The 15,173-nt window shown below is 73.3% G+C and carries 12 protein-coding genes and 1 pseudogene; 7 read left to right on the forward strand and 6 right to left on the reverse strand.

The window, feature by feature from the left end:
- Nucleotides 1-14 precede the first annotated feature (14 nt).
- The 5 genes and pseudogenes from ACFYXA_RS04935 to ACFYXA_RS04955 form a co-directional block, all read left to right on the forward strand.
- A complete protein-coding gene (locus ACFYXA_RS04935; protein WP_389028195.1) occupies nucleotides 15-1,547 on the forward strand; it encodes a hypothetical protein in 1,533 nt (510 codons plus the stop codon).
- Entirely contained in the window at nucleotides 1,544-3,124 is a 1,581-nt protein-coding gene (locus ACFYXA_RS04940; protein WP_352252778.1) for a hypothetical protein, read from the forward strand. The genes ACFYXA_RS04935 and ACFYXA_RS04940 overlap by 4 nt, the downstream gene beginning before the upstream one ends.
- Nucleotides 3,121-4,668 (forward strand): oligosaccharide flippase family protein, encoded by a 1,548-nt coding sequence (locus tag ACFYXA_RS04945; protein ID WP_352252776.1) that lies wholly within the window; start codon nucleotides 3,121-3,123, stop codon nucleotides 4,666-4,668. Before ACFYXA_RS04940 ends, ACFYXA_RS04945 begins: the two co-directional genes overlap by 4 nt.
- 85 nt (nucleotides 4,669-4,753) lie before the next feature.
- Nucleotides 4,754-6,385, forward strand: a complete 1,632-nt coding sequence (locus ACFYXA_RS04950) for a fibronectin type III domain-containing protein (RefSeq protein WP_389028198.1) — start codon at nucleotides 4,754-4,756, stop codon at nucleotides 6,383-6,385.
- Nucleotides 6,382-6,813: pseudogene (locus ACFYXA_RS04955) on the forward strand (adenylyltransferase/cytidyltransferase family protein); the annotation flags it as partial. The gene ACFYXA_RS04950 and the pseudogene ACFYXA_RS04955, both read left to right, overlap by 4 nt.
- A gap of 3 nt (nucleotides 6,814-6,816) precedes the next feature.
- On the opposite strand, the gene ACFYXA_RS04960 reads toward ACFYXA_RS04955, so the two are convergent.
- Complete coding sequence (locus tag ACFYXA_RS04960; protein ID WP_389028202.1) at nucleotides 6,817-7,518, reverse strand: CDP-alcohol phosphatidyltransferase family protein; 702 nt, start codon at nucleotides 7,516-7,518, stop codon at nucleotides 6,817-6,819.
- Nucleotides 7,519-7,579: 61 nt separating this feature from the next.
- Between ACFYXA_RS04960 and ACFYXA_RS04965 the strand changes: the two genes are divergently transcribed.
- Nucleotides 7,580-9,049, forward strand: a complete 1,470-nt coding sequence (locus tag ACFYXA_RS04965) for a glycosyl hydrolase family 28-related protein (protein ID WP_389028204.1) — start codon at nucleotides 7,580-7,582, stop codon at nucleotides 9,047-9,049.
- A gap of 51 nt (nucleotides 9,050-9,100) precedes the next feature.
- Here ACFYXA_RS04965 and egtD read toward each other — a convergent pair whose 3' ends face one another.
- From egtD to egtA, 4 genes are read right to left on the reverse strand one after another with little or no spacing between them, the layout of a single operon-like run.
- Nucleotides 9,101-10,063, reverse strand: a complete 963-nt coding sequence (gene egtD, locus ACFYXA_RS04970) for an L-histidine N(alpha)-methyltransferase (RefSeq protein ID WP_389028206.1) — start codon at nucleotides 10,061-10,063, stop codon at nucleotides 9,101-9,103.
- Nucleotides 10,060-10,848, reverse strand: a complete 789-nt coding sequence (gene egtC, locus ACFYXA_RS04975) for an ergothioneine biosynthesis protein EgtC (RefSeq protein WP_389028208.1) — start codon at nucleotides 10,846-10,848, stop codon at nucleotides 10,060-10,062. The genes egtD and egtC overlap by 4 nt, the downstream gene beginning before the upstream one ends.
- Entirely contained in the window at nucleotides 10,848-12,203 is a 1,356-nt protein-coding gene (gene egtB, locus ACFYXA_RS04980) for an ergothioneine biosynthesis protein EgtB (protein ID WP_352253512.1), read from the reverse strand. Before egtB ends, egtC begins: the two co-directional genes overlap by 1 nt.
- Entirely contained in the window at nucleotides 12,200-13,513 is a 1,314-nt protein-coding gene (gene egtA / locus ACFYXA_RS04985) for an ergothioneine biosynthesis glutamate--cysteine ligase EgtA (RefSeq protein ID WP_389028210.1), read from the reverse strand. The genes egtB and egtA overlap by 4 nt, the downstream gene beginning before the upstream one ends.
- A gap of 320 nt (nucleotides 13,514-13,833) precedes the next feature.
- On the opposite strand from egtA, the gene ACFYXA_RS04990 reads away from it, so the two are divergent.
- Nucleotides 13,834-14,694 (forward strand): TIGR02452 family protein, encoded by an 861-nt coding sequence (locus ACFYXA_RS04990; RefSeq protein WP_389028212.1) that lies wholly within the window; start codon nucleotides 13,834-13,836, stop codon nucleotides 14,692-14,694.
- On the opposite strand, the gene ACFYXA_RS04995 is transcribed toward ACFYXA_RS04990, so the two are convergent.
- A complete protein-coding gene (locus ACFYXA_RS04995; protein WP_351098415.1) occupies nucleotides 14,679-15,125 on the reverse strand; it encodes a type II toxin-antitoxin system PemK/MazF family toxin in 447 nt (148 codons plus the stop codon). The genes ACFYXA_RS04990 and ACFYXA_RS04995 overlap by 16 nt on opposite strands.
- Nucleotides 15,126-15,173 lie beyond the last annotated feature (48 nt).

The following is a 15,173-nucleotide window of genomic DNA, read 5'->3' on the forward strand; positions in this document are numbered from 1 at the left end:
TATATCTTTCAGTGATGTTTCAGCCTGAATACTCGCTCGGCAGAGAGGTCGGGATGCAGGACGCTCGCGTCCGCAGTGTGGCTGCGGTCTCCCTCTGGGCCGTGGTGCTGATCGTTCTGCTGCCGGGGCTGATCCTCCAGGCGCAGCCCGCGCGGATGTCGGTCGCCCTCGCCCTCCAAGCCGTCGTCGTGGTCCACGCCGGCGGCGCGCTCGCCCGGGTGCTCACCGCGCCCACGGTGCGACTCGTCGCCTTCGGCTTCTGGGTCTTCGCCTACATCTGGCTCGGTCTCGCACCGGTGGCGATGCTCGCCGCCGACGTCTACCCCTGGCCCTACCGCAGCGGCGAGCGCACCGCCGTCGCCGCCGTGGCCGTCGTCGAACTCGGTCTCCTCGCCTACAGCGCGGGCACCTCCCTCGCCGCCCGGCGGGAGAGGAACCTCGCCGCCCGCCCGGTCCCCGCCCCGCCGGGACTCCTGGAACGCCTGCTGTCCCGCCGGGTCACCCCCTGGCGGCTGCTCACGCTGTGCGCGCTCGCCCTCGCCGGCTCGGCCCTGCTGATCTCGGCCCAACCCGGCAGGCTGGCCGCCTACTTCACCAGCCGCCAGGCGATCACCGAGGTCGGCGCCGCGAGCGCCGGCCAGGACGCCTTCATGCAGTCCCTGATCAGCTGGTCACTGTCCGTGCCCGCCTTCTGGGCGCTGCTCGGCCTGCTGCGCATCCCGCGCGCCGCCGGCGGCGACAGGTGGCTGCGCGGTGTGCGCTGGCTGCTGCTGCCGGCGCTGATCGTGCTCAACGTCGTCGTCAACAACCCCATCAGCAAACCCCGGTTCTGGGCCGGCATGGTCGTGCTCGCCCTGGTGTTCACCGTCCCCAGGCTGACCCGGCCGCGCGCCTTCCGCGTCACCGCCGCCGGCCTGCTCGCCGCCCTGCTGTTCGTCTTCCCCTACAGCGACTACTTCCGCTACAGCGACCGCGAGGAGGTCGCCGTCGTCTCCCTCGCCGAGCAGTTCACCGGCAACGGCGACTACGACGCCTTCCAGCAGGTGCAGACCGGCCTCGACTACGCGGGGGAGTACGGCTTCTCCCCGCAGGACGTGCTCGGCCCGCCCCTGTTCATGGTCCCGCGCTCGATGTGGCCCGGGAAACCGGACGACACCGGCAAGACGCTGGCGGACTACGCGGGATACGAGTTCCTCAACCTCTCCGCCCCCCTGTGGATCGAGAGCTACCTGTGGGGCGGCCCGCTGGCGGTCGTGATCGTGTTCTGCCTGTTCGGCATGGCCGGACGCAGGGTGGACGACATCCGTCACCGGCTGCGCGAGCGGCGCGGCACCGTCGCCGCGCTCCTGATCCCGGCCTTCGCCTTCTACCAGATGGTCTTCCTGCGCGGCAGCCTGCTCGGCATCGCGGGCCCGCTGACGCTGCTGGTGGTCATCCCGCTGCTCATCAGCACCCCCACCGCCCGGGCATCCCGGCTTCCCTCATCGGCGGTGCCGAGCGCACCCATCCGTCAAGCATCGATCCCCGGAACAGGAGGGCACCCGTGACCGGCCCCATCCATCTCGACGACCGGTACGACGAGCCGGACCAGCTACGCGACCAACTGCGCCGGCTCCTGCGCCACCGAGGCCTGATCTCGCTGGGCGTCCTGCTGGGACTGGCCGGCGGCGCCGCCCTGTCCCTGGAACGCGCCCACACCTACTCCTCCACCAGCGAGGTCCTCGTACGCTCCACCGCCGACCCCTTCGGCTCGGTCGGCGTCTCGGCGGACAACCAGGTCAGCATGAGCACCGAGCAGCGGATCGCCTCCAGCGCGGCCGTCGCCCAGCGCGCCGCCCGCGTCCTGGGCCGGCCCGCGAGCGACGCCGGCACGCTCGGCGCCCGGCTGCGGGTCACCAACCCGCAGAAGTCGCAGGTGCTGCGCTTCGAGTTCACCGCCCGCGCCCCCGAGCGCGCCGCACGCGGAGCCAACGCCTTCGCCGAGGCCTACCTCGCCGACCGCAAGACGCGCAACGAGGCCACCGTCCAACGCGCCACCGAGGCCTTGGACCAGCAGATTCTCGTGCTGAACCAGCGGTTGGCGAAGGAGCAGCTGGACAAGGACACGGCTAAGCCCGCCGCCCAGAACCAGCTCTACAACCTGCAGAAGCGCGTCCTGGACATCCGCTCCCGCGACACCGACGGCGGCGACGTCGTGCGCCGGGCCGCCGTCCCGGTCATGCCCGCCGGGCCCGGTCTGCGCACCCTGCTCGGACTCGGGCTGGCCTGCGGACTCCTCCTCGGCATTGTGCTCGCCTGGGTGCGCTCCGCGCTGGACACCCGCGTCCGGTCGGTGGGCGAGGTGCAGGCCGCCCTGCGCGCCCCGGTCCTCGGCATCCTGCCCTCCGGCGACCCGGGGAACGACGCGCTGCTGACCGTCGGCCGCTCCGGCGGCGCCCGCACCGAGGCCTACCGGGCCCTGGCCTTCCGGCTCCGGCAGCTCGGCGGCCACTCCGGCCCCGGCCAGATCCTCGTCGTGTCGCCCCGGCGCGGCGGCGCCGTCGAGGAGGTCGGCGCCAACCTGGCCGCCGCCCTCGCCGAGAACGGCGACGACGTCCTGCTGCTGGACGCCGCTCCCGACACCTCCGACCTCGCCGGACACCTGCCGCTGATGCCGTACGAGGCGCCCACCCTGGAGGAGGCGTTCCTGCCCGCCGGGAGCGTCCTCGTCGACGCCGACGTCGCCGGCCGGCTCGCCTTCTCCTCGAGCGGCGTCACCTCCCCGCGCACCCGCCGGATCACCACGGCCGAGGCCGGCCGCCTCACCGAGCCCGACTCCTCGACCGTCGTCGTCGCCGGTCCCTTCCTCGCCCAGGCCGACGCGCTCGCCATCGCCCAGCGCGTCGACGGCGTCATCGTTGTCGTCAACCTCGACCGCACCCGCCGTGACGAGCTCAAGCAGGTGCAGGAGCTGGTCGAGTGCTCCGGCGGACGGCTCCTCGGCGCCGTCCTCGACGCCGGTCGCGCGCGCCGGCGGCTGCGCGTCCTGCGCCGCCGCCCGAAGTACGCCCCCGCGTCGCACGTCGACGCCTCCTCCATGGAACTCCCCGCACAGGACGGCGCGCTCACGGCCTCCCACCGATGACCGCCCCCCAAGCGACCGCGACCGCCCGCTCCGGGGCCACGGCCCCGAGCGGGGTGGCCGCGGCCGCCCGGGGCGGCTGGTGGGGGATGGCCGGCTCCCTCGGCAACGCCGTCTTCTCCTTCCTCCTCGTCGGCCTGATCACCCGGGCCGTCGGGGCGAGCGGGGCGGGAGCCGTCTTCACCGGCGTCGCCCTGTTCACCATCCTCAGCAACACCTGCAAGCTCGGCGCCGACACCGGGCTCGTCCGCTTCGTCCCCCGTGACCTGGCCGTCGACGACGGCCGCTCGGTGGGCGCGCTGCTGCGCACGGCCGTCCTGCCGGCGGCCGCGGCCTCCACCGCGGCCGCCGTCCCGCTGGTGCTCTCGCCCACCGTCGCCACCCTGCTGCTGCCCGACCTCCCCCCGGCGGACGCCGTCGCCCTGGTGCGCCTCTTCGGGCTGTTCCTGCCCGCCGCGACCGTCGGCATGATCCTGCTCGGCGCCACCCGCGGCTACGGCACCGTGGTGCCCTTCGTCGGCGTGGAGCAGATCGGCAAACCGGTGCTGCGGATGCTGCTCGCCCTCCCCGTGGCCTTCCTCGCGCCCGGGCTGCTCTCCCTGGCCGCCGCCTGGCTGCTGCCCACCCTGGCCGGCTTCGTGGCCGCCTGGGCCACCCTGCGCCGCTGCCGCGCCGCCCGCCCCGCCCCGCCGCCCCGCTCGGGACCCCGGACCGCGGTGTCCTGGCGGGCCTTCTGGGGCTTCGCCGCGCCCCGCGCGGTCTCCTCCGTCTTCGACATCAGCGCCGTCTGGGTCGGCGTGCTGCTGCTGTCGGCCATGACCACCGCCGACGAGGCCGGGGTGTACACCGCCATCGGACGCGTCGTCACCGCCTGCACCCTCGTCCAGCTCGCCGTCCGGCTCGCCGTCGCCCCCGAGATGAGCCGGCTGCTCGCCGTCGACGACGTGGCCGAGGCGCACCATCTGCACCGCGTCTCCACCGGCTGGATCGTGCTCTTCTCCTGGCCCCTGTTCCTCTTCGTGGCCGGTTTCCCCCGCACCGTACTGTCCGTCTTCGGGCCGGAGTTCGCCGTCGGCGCGCCCGCCCTGGCGGTGCTGTGCGCCGCCTCCATGGTCAACGTGGCGGTCGGCAACGCCCAGACCGTGCTGCTGATGGCGGGCCGCAGCACCTGGCATCTGGCCGTCACCGCCGCCGCGTTCGGGGTGCAGCTCACCGTGGGCCTGCTCGCCGTGCCGGCCTGGGGCGTGCTCGGCGCCGCCGTGTCCTGGGGCGCGGCCATCGTCGTGGAGAACGTGACGGCCGCCGTCCTGGTCCGCCGCAGACTCGGCTTCAGCACCGTCGACGGCGGTTACACCAACGCCGTCATCATCGGACTGGTCGTCTCCGTGGCCGCGGGCACCGGACGAATGGCGGCAGGTGACACACCGTCAGGACTCGCCGTCGGGATGGTCTTGGGAATGTGTGTATTTGCTACTACTTTGTGGCGTTATCGGACGTCGCTGAGGGTGAGCGAACTGGTCGGAGTGCTGCGTCGCCGCGCCGCATGAGACCGGACACGGTCGCACCGTCCGGACGGACCCAGCGGCGCCGTTCCCCTCGTACCACTCACACCACTGCCATCCGGGGTTCCCCTTGCACCTGAGAAAGCTCCGTACGAAACCGGTCAACCGGGCTGCCGCCGTCACGGTCCTCGCCTGCACCACCGCGCTGCTGGACGTCTCCCTCGCCGTGGCCGCAGACATCACGCCCCCGGTCTCCGCCGACCTGCTGGACACCTGGCAGACCGACGGCATCGTCTGGTCGATGGCCGCCGCGAACGGCGTCGTCTACGTCGGCGGGACCTTCGACTCGGTACGCCCGCCGGGAGCCGCGCCGGGCCAGGGCGAGGTGCCCCGCCACAACTTCGCCGCGTTCGACTCCAGGACCGGCCGACTGCTGCCCTGCGCCCCGCAGTTCACCGGCCTCGGCCGCACCGTGCGGGCCCTGAAGGTCTCCCCCGACAGCAAGGTGCTGTATGTCGGCGGCTCCTTCAACAAGGTCGGCTCCTCGCCCGCGAACAGCGCCGTCGCCTTCAACACGGCGGGCTGCGGCCTGCGCAAGGACTTCCGGCCGTCGGTGTCGGCCACGGTGCGGGCCATCGACGCCACCGACAGCACGGTCTACCTCGGCGGCGACTTCGGGCAGGTCAACAACCAGGTCAGGAACCGGATCGCGGCCGTCACCACCAAGGGCGCGCTGCTGCCCTTCAAGGCCCAGATCGACCAGCCGGTGCGCGCCCTGTCGGCCGTCGCCTCGCACGGCCGGATCTTCGTCGGCGGCGACTTCGAGGCCGTCAACGGCCGGCCCGCCCGCTCGCTGGTCGCCCTGCACGCGGCCACCGGCAAGACGCTGCTCGCCTACCCGGGCTGGTTCCCCTACCAGTCGTCGGTGAAGGCGATCGCCCGTGACAAGACCCGCTTCTATGTGGGCGCCGAGGGTCACGGGCCGGGCATCTTCGACGGCCGGATCGCGGGACTCCTCGCCAACGGCACCATGGTGTGGAAGGACACCTGCCGCGGCGCGACCCAGGCCCTGATCCCCTGGAAGGGCATCCTGTTCAGTGCCTCCCACGCGCACGACTGCAACGAGACGCCGGGTGGCTTCCCCGAGCGCGGCGACCGTCAGCACCTGCTCGCCCAGTCGCTGAACGACCGGCACATCCTGCACTGGTTCCCCGACACCAACGACGGCCTCGGCGAGCAGGTCGGCCCCCGCGCCCTGGCGATCTCGAAGGGCCACCTGTGGGTCGGCGGCGAGTTCACCCGGGTCAACGACAAACCGCAGCAGGGCATCGCCCGCTTCGGCTCCCGCGACACCGGCGCGCCGGCGGTCCCCTCCCTCGGCGTGTCCGACATCGACCCCGGCCGGGTCACCCTGACCTGGATCGCCGCCTGGGACCGGGACGACGCCTCACTGACGTACCGCGTCTACCGGGACGGCAAGCTCGTCGGCCGCAAGACGCAGGCCTCCACCTACTGGGACCGCCCGCGGCTGACCTACACCGACACGGTCGGCGACGGCGCCGCCCACAAGTACACGATCGAGGTGACGGACGGCACGAACACCTCGGGCAAGTCCCGCACGGTGACCGCGACCGCGCCGAAGCCCGCGCAGCGGGCGGCGGCCGGACCGTCGCAGAACGCCCCGGACGAGACCGCGGCGCAGGACGAGTCGTCCGCACCGGGTGAGCAGGCCACCGCGGGCCAGGCCGGTGAGACGCGATGACGCGCATCGGATTCGCGCCCGGCGTCTACGACCTGTTCCACATCGGGCACCTCAACATCCTGCGGGAGGCGCGCCGGCACTGCGACCGCCTCGTTGCGGGGGTCACCTCCGACGACCTGACCGTGCGGCTCAAGGGCAAGGTCCCGGTGGTCCCGCTGGCCGAGCGGGTCGACATCGTCCGCAGCGTGCGCTACGTCGACGAGGTCGTCGTGGAGTCCGAGGTCGACAAGCTGAAGACGTGGAAGCGGCTCGGCTTCCACGTCATCTTCAAGGGCGACGACTGGCAGGGGACGCCCAAGTGGGAGGAGTACGAACGCCGTTTCGCGCAGGTCGGCGTGGAGGTCGTCTACTTCCCGTACACCGCGCACACCTCCAGCACCCTGCTGCGCGGAGCGCTGAAACTGCTCTCCGCGCACGAACCGCCGTCCCCCTCAGCGCAGTTCCCGGAACCACTTCACGAGAAAGGCGGCCATGAACACCACATGGGCGAGCAGCAGCGCGCAGTACACCGCAAGGAAGACGTCCTGACGTCCAAGGAATAGGAACGCCAGGCAGGTCAGTCCGTAGTCGACCGGCAGCAGCAGCACGGAGCGCAGCGCCCGGGGCGAAGGCGGCGGTCCCTGCCCGGGGTTCCGCTGCTTGAGCTTCTCCGTCAGGATCCCGGCGAAGAAGATCACCACCGCCGCGAGCTCGAAGAGCATCGGTGCCAGCAGGAAGACGGGGTCGGGCAGCGTGAAGAAGCGGTAGAACGACACCAGCACCACCAGGTGCAGGGCGACGATCTTGACGCAGTCCAGGACATGGTCGAGCCACTCGCCCGCCGGACTTCCCGAGCGCTGTCCGCGGGCGAGCTGACCGTCCGCCGAGTCCAGGACGAACCCCACGGCCAGGGCCGCCCCGACGCAGACCGCCATCGTCGGCCCGGGCGGCACGAGGGCCACCGCGGCTAGGGCCGGGAAGGTGAACAGGGCGCTGAGGACGGTCAGTTGATTGGGCGTGGCCCCCGCCCGGTAGGCCACCGCGGCCAGTACCCGGCCGGCCGGACGGTTGACGAACCGGGTGTAGAGCGAGACTCCCTTCGCGGGCTTCTGCGCCGCCGACAGATGTCTGAGCACCTCAGCAAACTCGGTCATTTCCCACCTTTGTCACCAAATCGCTGGAAAGAAGGCAATTATGGCAGAACGGGGAGGCGGGATGTCCCCTGTCAGCCGTCGGCAACTTCTGCGTGGCGGGGCGTCCGTCGTGGCCGCGACGGCCCTCACCGCCACGAGCGCCTCGGCCGCCGCCGGACCGGGCCACCGCCCCGGAGCACCGCCCGACCTCGTCGCCATCGGGCGGGAGGTCCCCGCCGCCGTGCGGCGCGCACGGGTGATCAGCGTGGCCGAACTCGGCGCGGTCGGCGACGGACGCACCGACGACAGCGCGGCGTTCATGACCGCCTACGCGGTCGCGGCCGCCCGCATCACCCGCGGGGTGGGGCGCGTCGTGATCGAGATCCCGGCGGGCGAGTACCTCATCACCCGCCCGCACGCCCTGATGGACGGAGCGCCCCCGCTCGGCCCGGCCAGCGGTCTGCGCTTCTCGGGGGCGGGCAAACGCATGACCACGCTCGTCTTCCGCCCCGCCCAGGGGCCCGGCTCCTACCTGTGCCGCAACGACGACATCTGGTCGAACGTGTCCTTCGAGCGCATGCAGTTCCGCTCGGCGACGCCGGGCGCGTCCTTCTTCAATTCGTACTCCACAGGGCAGGCGCAGGACTACCGGTTCACCGAGTGCGAGTGGATGGGGGAGTGGGAGTACGGCATCGCCCTGGACGGCACCAACACCAACTCCGAGATGCGGTGGGAGGCCTGCCGCGTCGGCGGCGCCTACCGCAAGGCGTTCCTCTACTCGGGCGTCACCGGGCGCGGCCAGACGGACCCCAACGTCCAGGACCAGTTCCTCAACTACTGGTTCACCGACATGAAGGTGGAGTACGAGTGGGGCAACTTCCTGGAGTTCCCCTACGGAGGGTCGATCACCTGCCGGGGCGGCTCGTACATCATCACCGGCACCCGCCCGCGCCCCACCCCGGAGTACGGCACCGCCAGCACGTTCTTCCGCTTCCCCGTAGCCGGGCACCACGACTCGGTGCAGCGCTTCCACGCCCAGGACATCCGCTTCGAGGTGCGCAACCCGGACGTGCGGATCATCGACAGCGCGTGGCGCGGCGGCACCGTCCACTTCAGTGACTGCGACGACACCGGGCTCGCCTTCAAGGCCTTCTCCCCCGAAGTCCGCGCCCACCGCTACACGGTGGGACCGCGGGGGCCGCTGGTGCGCTACGAGTCCTGCCAGTTGGTCGGCCGTCACGAGTACCGGTCGACCGGGGAGCAGGGCACCGTCCCGACGGTCGCCCGCTACGACATGTGTGTGCTCCGCAGCCACCCGGAGAACGAGTTCGTGGTCGCCGAAGGGGCCCTGGAGCGGTCCGACTTCGTCGACTTCGTCGACTGCCTGGACGGGGCCGGTGACGACGGCCGGCTCGCCCCTGCCGCGCCGCAGGAACCGGGGCCGGGGGTCGGGGCCCAGACCCCGAACGGCCCTCAGGCCCCGGCCGCCCCGCAGACCGCGAACGGCTCGGCGGCGGCCGCCGCCGAACCGCCCGCGGCCCCGCAGCGCTGACCGCGGTCGGCCGCCGCACGCGCGACGGCCGGCCGCTCGCCGTGCTGTCGCTCAGCGCACCACGCTGAGCGACAGCGCGAAACGTGCCTCACGGTCGGTCCACCAGTGGGTCAACTCCATCCCGGCGGAACGCAGTTCGGAGCGCACCCCGTCCTCCCGGAACTTCGCCGACACCTCCGTGCGCAGTTCCTCGCCGGCCGCGAAGTCCACCGCCAGGTCCAGCGCGCGGATCTTCACGGTCTGCTCGGCGAGCGAGCGCAGCCGCATCTCGATCCACTCGTTCTCCGCGTCCCAGAGCGCCACATGCGCGAAGGCGTCCGGGTCGAAGTCGGCGCCCAGATCACGGTTGACGACGCTCAGGACGTTCTTGTCGAACGCGGCCGTCACCCCGGCCGCGTCGTCGTACGCCCGGACAAGCACCTCCTCGTCCTTGACGAGATCGGTGCCGAGCAGCAGTGCGTCGCCCGGCGCCAGCAGCGCGCGCACCGAGTCCAGGAACACGGTCCGCTCGTCGGGGAGGAGGTTGCCTATGGTGCCGCCGAGGAACGCCAGCAGGCGCGGGCCGGGGGTGTCCGGCAGCGTCAACGGGGCGGTGAAGTCGGCGACGAGGGCGTGGACTTCCAGGTCCGGCCGCTCGGCGGCCAGCGCCTCTCCCGCCCCGGTGAGGGCGCTCTCGCTGACGTCGACGGGCACGTAGGCGCGCAGGCCCGTCAGCGCGTCGATCACATGGCGTGTCTTCTCCGAGGACCCCGAGCCCAGTTCGACGAGCGTGCGGGCCCCGGACGCGGCGGCGATCTCACCAGCGCGGTCGAGAAGGATCTCCCGCTCGGCACGGGTGGGGTAGTACTCGGGCAACTCGGTTATCTGCTCGAAGAGTTCGCTGCCGTGCGCGTCGTAGAACCACTTCGGAGGCAGGGTCTTCGGGGTGGCGGTCAGGCCGCTCAGGACGTCGGCCCGCAGGGCCGCGCCGGTGGCGTCCTTCGGCAGGGTGCGGGTGATCTGGAACGGGCTCACGTGCCGGCCTCCTCGGATGGTGCCATCGCGGCGTCCGCTCCCGGGTCCTTCAGCGGGGTGAGCAGGACCTCGGTGCGGGTCGCCGTGAGCAGGGTCCGGTCAGGGACTTCCTGCCAGTGCGGATCGTCGTCGTGGGGCTCGGAGGCGACGACCGTGCGGCCGGGCCCCGTCAGGTACCAGAGGGTGTCGCCCCAGGCCGTCGCGGTGATCGTGCGGCCGTCGGTGAGCAGCAGGTTGAGGCGGGAGCCGGGCGCCGCCGCGGCGACCTCCTGAACGGTGTCGCCGAGCGCCTGGGCCCCGGTGTCCCCGGCGCGCAGCCGGGCGAGGACGAGCGCCCACACGAACGCCGAGTCGTTGCGGGCCTCCATCGACAGCACGTCCACCGCCGGCAGGGTCCGCACCAGCGGCGCCAGGGAGCCCGGCCAGCCGGTGACCGCCCCGTTGTGGCTGAACAGCCAGGACCCGGCGGCGAACGGCGCCGCGGCGGCCTCCGCGTCGGCGCCGGACAGCGTCGCGTCGCGCACGGCGGCCAGCAGCGCCCGGCTGCGCACGACACGCGCCAGGTCGGCGAAGGACAGGTCCGCCCAGATCGGTCCGGCCCGGCGGTAGCGGGCCGGCGCCGGATCGCCCTCGGCGTACCAGCCCACGCCGAAACCGTCGGCGTTGACCGTGCCGTGCCGCTGCCGCCGGGGCGCCCAGGACTGCCGGTACAGAGCGTGCGGCGGATCCACGAGGAGCGCGCCGAGCGGCGACTCCTCGCCCAGGAAAGCAATGTGACGGCACATCAGACGGCCCCCGAACGGGCCGTGCGGAAGCCGGCGAAGATCTGCCGCCGGATCGGGAGGTCCCAGTTGCGGAACGTGCCCCGGCAGGCCACCGGGTCTACCGCGAAGGAACCGCCGCGCAGCACCTTGTGGTCGGGCCCGAAGAACACCTCCGAGTACTCCTTGTACGGGAACGCCCGGAAGCCCGGGTACGGCTGGAAGTCGCTCGCCGTCCACTCCCACACGTCCCCGATCAACTGCCGTACGCCGAGCGGGGACTCGCCCTGCGGGTAGCTGCCCGCGGGAGCCGGGCGCAGGTGCCGCTGGCCCAGGTTGGCGTGCTCGGGCCCCGGGTCCGCGTCGCCCCACGGGTAGCGCCGGGAGCCGCCCGTCGCCGGGTCGTGGCGGGCCGCCTTCTCCCACTCGGCCTCGGTGGGCAGCCGGCGTCCGGCCCAGCGGGCATAGGCGTCCGCCTCGTACCAGCACACGTGCAGCACCGGCTCGTCGGGCGGGACGACCTCGGTGACGCCGAAGCGGCGGCGCAGCCACTGCTTCCCGTCACGGCGCCAGAACAGCGGGGCCCGCAGGGAGTGGGCGCGCACATGGGCCCAGCCCCGCGGTGCCCACCAGCGCTCGTCGTCGTAGCCGCCGTCCTCGATGAACGCCTGGTAGGCGGCGTTCGTCACCGGAGTGGTGTCGATGTGGAACGGCGCCACCTCCCGTTCGTGCGCGGGCAGTTCGTTGTCCAGCGCCCAGGGTTCGGCGGTGGCCCCCATGGTGAACGGGCCGCCCGGGACGAGGACTTCGGCCGGGCCGGTGAACAGCGGGGCCGGGTCGTGGTCGGGGGCGGTCAGGGCCGGCGGGCCGGTGCGCAGCTGATGGGTGATCAGCATCGTCTCGTCGTGCTGCTGCTCGTGCTGGGCGATCATGCCGAAGGCGAAGCCGGCCTCGGTCAGCCGGGTGCCGTGGAAGTCGGCCGACTCCAGCACGTCCAGGGCCCGGCCGCGCACCTCGGCCGCGTAGGCGCGGGCCTCGGCGGGCGGCAGCAGGGGCAGCGAGGGCCGTTCGGAGCGCGGGTGCTCGAAGGCGTCGTACAGGCCGTCGATCTCCGGGCGTATGGCGTCCCGGCCGGCCACCGCGCGCAGCAGCCACAGCTCCTCCTGGTTGCCGATGTGGGCGAGGTCCCACACCAGCGGGGACATCAGCGGGGAGTGCTGGGCGGTGAGGTCGGGGTCCTCCACGCAGGTGGTCAGGAGCGTGGTGCGCTCGCGGGCCGCGACGAGTGTGGTCAGCGCCCGTTCGCGCAGCGCCTCGCCGTCGGAGGCCCGTGACGCGGGGGACCGGGGTGCGGGGGACCGGTAGGCCGGGGCGGTCATGCGGGGGTGTCCTTCCCGTGGGCGCGGGCGGTGCCGCGCAGTCGGTCGAGCTGGTCGTCGGCGGGGCAGCGGCCGCGCAGGACGTGGCGGTCCAGGTGCGCGGCGACGGCGTCCAGCACGGCGTCCGCCGCGCCGAGCCGGGGCAGCGCCTCCAGCGCCGCCGTGAAGCAGGCGACGGCGGCCTCCCGCAGCTCCGGGTCGGCCAGCCCGTCGCGGGCCGCGTCGGTCCACAGCGGGTTGTGCGGGGCGGGCATCGACATCCCCCGCTCCGCCAGCGGCTTCACCGCGCGGTAGGTGCTCTCGGCGGCCTCCGGGTCGTCGAACAAGGCCGCCGTCACCGCCACCGGCACGATCCAGCCGTCGTCGCCGGGCTGCGCGTCGATCATGCGCAGCTCCAGATGACCGCGCGGGCGGACCGGCGGGAACAGCGTGGACAGGTGGTATTCGAGGTCCGCCCGGGTGGGCGACCCCGTCCGCGTCCACTCCCGGAACGTCAGCCCGTCGGGCACCTCCCAGGGGCCGTGCTCGCGCCGTACGCACATCACCGGGGCGTCCAGCACGTGCCGGGCCCAGGCCGCGCGCGGCTCGGCGTCCGGCGCGGGGGCGCCCGCCCGGCCGGGGCCGATCCGCGTCCACAGCAGTTGCCGGGTGGAGCGCCAGCCGGTGGGGACGCCCTCGAGGAGCGGGGAGTTGGCGAACGCGGCGACCAGGACCGCGCCCAGGGTGTGGGCCAGCCGCCAGCGCCGTCCGTGTCCCAGCGGGCCGGGCTCCTCGTGGCCGGCGTCCAGACAGACCTGGACGGAGGCGGAGGAGCACATCATGGCCCGGCCGGCCGGACCGGTGCGGTCCAGGCAGGTCTCCATCGCGTCGTAGCGGGGTTCGTGCAGGAACCTGCGGGGCGGGTGCCAGGGGTCGGTGCCGGACCCGGCGAGGGCCAGACCCTCCCGGCGCAGGACCGCGCGGACGGCGTCCAGGTCGGCGCGGAGGCCGTTCACGCACTCGGTCAGGGAGGCGGCGGGCTGCGAGCTGAGCTCCAGCTGGCCGCCGGGCTCGACGGTGAGCGCCGAGCGGAGGGGCAGGGGGCGCAGAGCGGCGTAGGCCGCTTCCAGTCGTTCGGGGGTCACGGGGAGCCGGGGCTCACGCGCGTCGTGGACGAGCCATTCGAGTTCCACCCCGAGGGTGCGGGGCGGTCCGGTCTTGAAGCAGATGCCCCTCACCAGGGCCTCGACCTCCGCTTCGGTGAGCGGCGTACGGGGCCCGAGGGGCTGCGTACAGTCGCCCAGCGAAGAGGCGCTTGATATGTCGGACATGCCAGGATCCTCCTGAGATTCCACCATGCCACCGGTCGGGCGTCGGTGTGGGCCCGACCGGCATCACTCGTCCCACCCAAGACCCTCGCGCTCATTCGCACAAGGGTGCAAATCGGGGCATCGGTGACCGGGAACCTCTGCTTCCGTGATGTTTCCGGGGCGTTCGCGCGGTTGTCGTCGAGGAGTTCACCTGCCCGGAAAACCCGGTTGCACCACCCGTCAAGCATCGCTGACGATGCGTGCGTGAGCACGACGGGGGAGAGGTGCGGGGCGCGGGCTGCCGCGCGGCCCGCGGCTGTGGCGTCCACGGGGGTGGCGCCATGAGCGCGCGGCTGCGCGGCATCGCGCGCGAGACGGAGGAGATCGTCGCGGCGGGCTCCTACCGCGCGTCCGACGGACGCGAGGTGCCGCTGGCGGCGGCCGTCGAGGCCGCGCGGGCCGGGACCCGGATGACCGGCCCCGGCCCGGTCCCGCTCCCCGCCTCCGCCCTGCCCGCCGCCGGAGCCCGGCGGCCGCACATCGAGGTCACCGGCGAGAGCAGCCTGCGGGCCGCCCGCCGCCTGACGGACGGGGCGGACCAGGCGGAGGGCACGGGCGCGTCCGTCGCCGTGCTCGGCTTCGCCTCGGCCCGCAATCCCGGCGGCGGCTACCTCAACGGCGCCCAGGCGCAGGAGGAGGCCCTCTGCCGGGCCTCGGCGCTCCACACATGTCTGCTCCAGGCCCGCGGGTTCTACGACCACCACCGGGCACACCGGGACCCGTTCTACTCCGACCGGGTGATTCACGCGCCGGCGGTGCCCGTCTTCCGGGACGACCGGGGCCGGCTCCTGGACGAGCCCCGCACCGTGGGCTTCCTCGCCGCCGCCGCGCCGAACGCCGGGGTGGTGCTGCGCACGGAACCGGAGCGGGCCGGGGAACTGCCGGGGGCGCTGGCCGTGCGGGCCGAGCGGGTGCTGGAGACGGCCGTGGCGTACGGCTACGACCGGCTCGTCCTCGGCGCCTGGGGCTGCGGGGTGTTCCGCAACGACCCCGCGCAGGTGGCCGCCGCGTTCCGGGCGCTGCTGGGCCCCGGCGGCCGGTTCGAGCGGGCCTTCGGCCAGATCGTGTTCGCCGTGCTGGACCGCACGCCGGGACAGCGGGCGCTGGGCGCCTTCGAGCAGGCGTTTCAGGTCCAGCCGTAGCGTTCGTGGAGGCGGCGGCGGACCAGGCCGAACCGCATGCGGTCCAGGGCGCAGGCCTCGCGGCGCATGCCGCCCTCGTGCAGGCGCAGCACCCGCTCGACGTCCACCCACGACTCGCGCCCGGACCGGTCCCACGGCCCGCTCCCGATCGGCACCCACTCCCGGTCCCCGTCATGGCGCCTGCTCGACAACTGCACGGCGAGGAACGTCCCGGCCGCCTCGCGGGCGACGACGAGCACCGGCCGGTCCTTGCCCCGCCCGTCGTTCTCCTCGTAGGGCACCCAGGTCCAGACGATCTCGCCCGGATCGGGGTCGCCGTCGTGGGCGGGGGAGTACTCGGTGCGCACCCGGCCGACCTCACGGGGGTCGGCCTCCGTGGTGGCGGAGGGGCCGGAACGGCCGGGGACGTGTTCATCGGTGAAGGCGCTCACGGGGGCACCCTAGGCCGTGCCCCTTTCCGGGCGCTGGGCGGCCCCCGT

The organism is Streptomyces sp. NPDC002566 (assembly GCF_042889585.1).
Lineage (GTDB): Bacteria > Actinomycetota > Actinomycetes > Streptomycetales > Streptomycetaceae > Streptomyces.

Coding starts and splice junctions, on each gene's coding strand:
- ACFYXA_RS04935 (WP_389028195.1), top strand. CDS start 15: ATGTTTCAGCCTGAATACTCGCTCGGCAGAGAGGTCGGGATGCAGGAC.
- ACFYXA_RS04945 (WP_352252776.1), top strand. CDS start 3,121: ATGACCGCCCCCCAAGCGACCGCGACCGCCCGCTCCGGGGCCACGGCC.
- ACFYXA_RS04960 (WP_389028202.1), bottom strand. CDS start 7,518: ATGACCGAGTTTGCTGAGGTGCTCAGACATCTGTCGGCGGCGCAGAAG.
- ACFYXA_RS04965 (WP_389028204.1), top strand. CDS start 7,580: ATGTCCCCTGTCAGCCGTCGGCAACTTCTGCGTGGCGGGGCGTCCGTC.
- egtC (WP_389028208.1), bottom strand. CDS start 10,848: ATGTGCCGTCACATTGCTTTCCTGGGCGAGGAGTCGCCGCTCGGCGCG.
- egtB (WP_352253512.1), bottom strand. CDS start 12,203: ATGACCGCCCCGGCCTACCGGTCCCCCGCACCCCGGTCCCCCGCGTCA.
- egtA (WP_389028210.1), bottom strand. CDS start 13,513: ATGTCCGACATATCAAGCGCCTCTTCGCTGGGCGACTGTACGCAGCCC.
- ACFYXA_RS04990 (WP_389028212.1), top strand. CDS start 13,834: ATGAGCGCGCGGCTGCGCGGCATCGCGCGCGAGACGGAGGAGATCGTC.